Annotated in this window: 2 rRNA genes; both read right to left on the reverse strand. The window is 48.0% G+C overall.

Annotated elements, in window-relative coordinates:
• Window positions 1-77: ribosomal RNA gene (gene rrf, locus I6F65_RS21055) — 5S ribosomal RNA — on the reverse strand; the annotation flags it as partial.
• A 151-nt stretch (window positions 78-228) separates the two neighbouring features.
• Window positions 229-3,116: ribosomal RNA gene (locus I6F65_RS21060) — 23S ribosomal RNA — on the reverse strand.
• Between the last annotated feature and the right edge of the window lie 216 nt (window positions 3,117-3,332).

Genomic DNA, 3,332 nt, shown 5'->3' on the forward strand with positions numbered 1-3,332 from the left:
CTATCATCGGCGCTGTTTCGTTTCACTACTGAGTTCGGCATGGAGTCAGGTGGGTCCAAAACGCTATTGTCACCAAGCAAATTTGGGCGTTAATCCGTATCGCTACGCACTAACTGAATTTGGAAAATATCTGATAATATTTTTTAAGTCTTTCTTAAGTAATATCTACTTTAGTCATATTAACTTCTTCGCTTGTTTCACTATCACATAAAACGCGTTTGGCGTTGTATGGTTAAGCCTCACGGGTAATTAGTACAAGTTAGCTTAATGGCTCACACCACTTCCACATCTTGCCTATCAACGTTGTAGTCTTCAACGGCCCTTCAGAGACTTTAAAAGTCTAGTGAGAACTCATCTCGAGGCCTGCTTCGCGCTTAGATGCTTTCAGCGCTTATCAGTTCCGAACGTAGCTACCGGGCAATGCCATTGGCATGACAACCCGAACACCAGCGGTTCGTTCACTCCGGTCCTCTCGTACTAGGAGCAACCCCTCTCAATTCTCAAACGCCCACGGCAGATAGGGACCGAACTGTCTCACGACGTTCTAAACCCAGCTCGCGTACCACTTTAAATGGCGAACAGCCATACCCTTGGGACCGACTTCAGCCCCAGGATGTGATGAGCCGACATCGAGGTGCCAAACACCGCCGTCGATATGAACTCTTGGGCGGTATCAGCCTGTTATCCCCGGAGTACCTTTTATCCGTTGAGCGATGGCCCTTCCATTCAGAACCACCGGATCACTATGACCTACTTTCGTACCTGCTCGACGTGTCTGTCTCGCAGTTAAGCTGGCTTCTACCATTACACTAACCGTACGATGTCCGACCGTACTTAGCCAACCTTCGTGCTCCTCCGTTACTCTTTAGGAGGAGACCGCCCCAGTCAAACTACCCACCAGGCACTGTCCGTAACCCCGATTCAGGGGCCAACGTTAGAACATCAAAACTACAAGGGTGGTATTTCAAGGTTGACTCCACAACAACTAGCGTCGCTGCTTCAAAGTCTCCCACCTATCCTACACATGTAGGTTCAATGTTCAGTGCCAAGCTGTAGTAAAGGTTCACGGGGTCTTTCCGTCTAGCCGCGGGTACACAGCATCTTCACTGCGATTTCAATTTCACTGAGTCTCGGGTGGAGACAGCGTGGCCATGGTTACACCATTCGTGCAGGTCGGAACTTACCCGACAAGGAATTTCGCTACCTTAGGACCGTTATAGTTACGGCCGCCGTTTACCGGGGCTTCGATCAAGAGCTTCTCCCTAAGGATAACCCCATCAATTAACCTTCCGGCACCGGGCAGGTGTCACACCGTATACGTCATCTTGCGATTTTGCACAGTGCTGTGTTTTTAATAAACAGTCCCAGCCACCTGGTCACTGCGGCTCCCGTCCGCTTAGAGAGCAAGTCTCGTCACAGATAGGAGCGTACCTTCTCCCGAAGTTACGGTACGATTTTGCCTAGTTCCTTCACCCGAGTTCTCTCAAGCGCCTTAGTATTCTCTACCTGACCACCTGTGTCGGTTTGGGGTACGATTCCATATAATCTGAAGCTTAGAGGCTTTTCCTGGAAGTATGGCATCAGCAACTTCATCACCTTAGTGACTCGTCTCGTGTCTCAGTCTTAATAGCAACCCGGATTTACCTAACCAAACGCCCTACTCACTTTCACATAGACTACCAACGCTATGCTTGTTTAGCCTGCTCCGTCCCCCCATCGCAATTATATCGAGTACAGAAATATTAATCTGTTTCCCATCGACTACGCCTTTCGGCCTCGCCTTAGGGGTCGACTTACCCTACCCTGATTAACATGGGATAGGAACCCTTGGTCTTCCGGCGTGGGAGTTTTTCACTCCCATTATCGTTACTCATGTCAGCATTCGCACTTCTGATACCTCCAGCATACCTCCCGGTACACCTTCAACGGCTTACAGAACGCTCCCCTACCACTCATCCTAAGATGAATCCGCAGCTTCGGTGCATAGTTTAGCCCCGTTACATCTTCCGCGCAGACCGACTCGACCAGTGAGCTATTACGCTTTCTTTAAAGGATGGCTGCTTCTAAGCCAACCTCCTGGCTGTCTGGGCCTTTCCACATCGTTTCCCACTTAACTATGACTTTGGGACCTTAGCTGGCGGTCTGGGTTGTTTCCCTCTTCACGACGGACGTTAGCACCCGCCGTGTGTCTCCCGGATATTACTTTACGGTATTCGGAGTTTGCAAAGGGTTGGTAAGTCGGGATGACCCCCTAGCCTTAACAGTGCTCTACCCCCGTAAGTATTCGTCCGAGGCTCTACCTAAATAGATTTCGGGGAGAACCAGCTATCTCCCGGTTTGATTAGCCTTTCACTCCTAGCCACAGGTCATCCCCTAACTTTTCAACGTTAGTGGGTTCGGTCCTCCAGTTGATGTTACTCAACCTTCAACCTGCCCATGGCTAGATCACCGGGTTTCGGGTCTATACCTTGCAACTATTCGCCCAGTTAAGACTCGGTTTCCCTACGGCTACCCTATTCGGTTAACCTCGCTACAAAATATAAGTCGCTGACCCATTATACAAAAGGTACGCAGTCACCCAACAAGTGGGCTCCTACTGCTTGTACGTACACGGTTTCAGGTTCTATTTCACTCCCCTCACAGGGGTTCTTTTCGCCTTTCCCTCACGGTACTGGTTCACTATCGGTCAGTTGGGAGTATTTAGCCTTAGATGATGGTCCACCTATATTCAGTCAAAGTTTCACGTGCTCCGACCTACTCGATTTCACTTAAAATGTCTTTTCATGTACGGGACTATCACCCTGTATCGTGGCACTTTCCAGAGCCTTCCATTAACACATAATAAGCTTAAGGGCTGTTCCGATTTCGCTCGCCGCTACTTTCGGAATCTCGGTTGATTTCTTTTCCTACGGGTACTTAGATGTTTCAGTTCTCCGCGTTCGCTTCGTTAACCTATGTATTCAGTTAACGATACCTGCAAGCAGGTGGGTTTCCCCATTCGGAAATCCTAGTCTCAAGTGCTTTTTACTAGCTTGACTAGGCTTATCGCAAGTTAATACGTCCTTCATCGCCTCCAACTGCCAAGGCATCCACCGTGTACGCTTAGTCACTTAACCATACAACCCAAACGGGTCTTTGTTTTGTGACAGTTTAACTTCGCCAGAAGTCAATATTGAATACTAAAGTAGATACCAATCAATCAACTCATAAGAGTTAACTAAATGGCACTGAATGGTACTGCTACCATTCTTTTTTTACTTTTGAAAACTCTTGATAAATACAATGTATCTATCAGAATTTTATTATCAGCTTTTCCAAATTTTTAAAGAGCA

Origin of the sequence: Pseudoalteromonas sp. SWXJZ94C (assembly GCF_015864385.1) — a bacterium.
Taxonomy (GTDB): Bacteria; Pseudomonadota; Gammaproteobacteria; order Enterobacterales; family Alteromonadaceae; genus Pseudoalteromonas.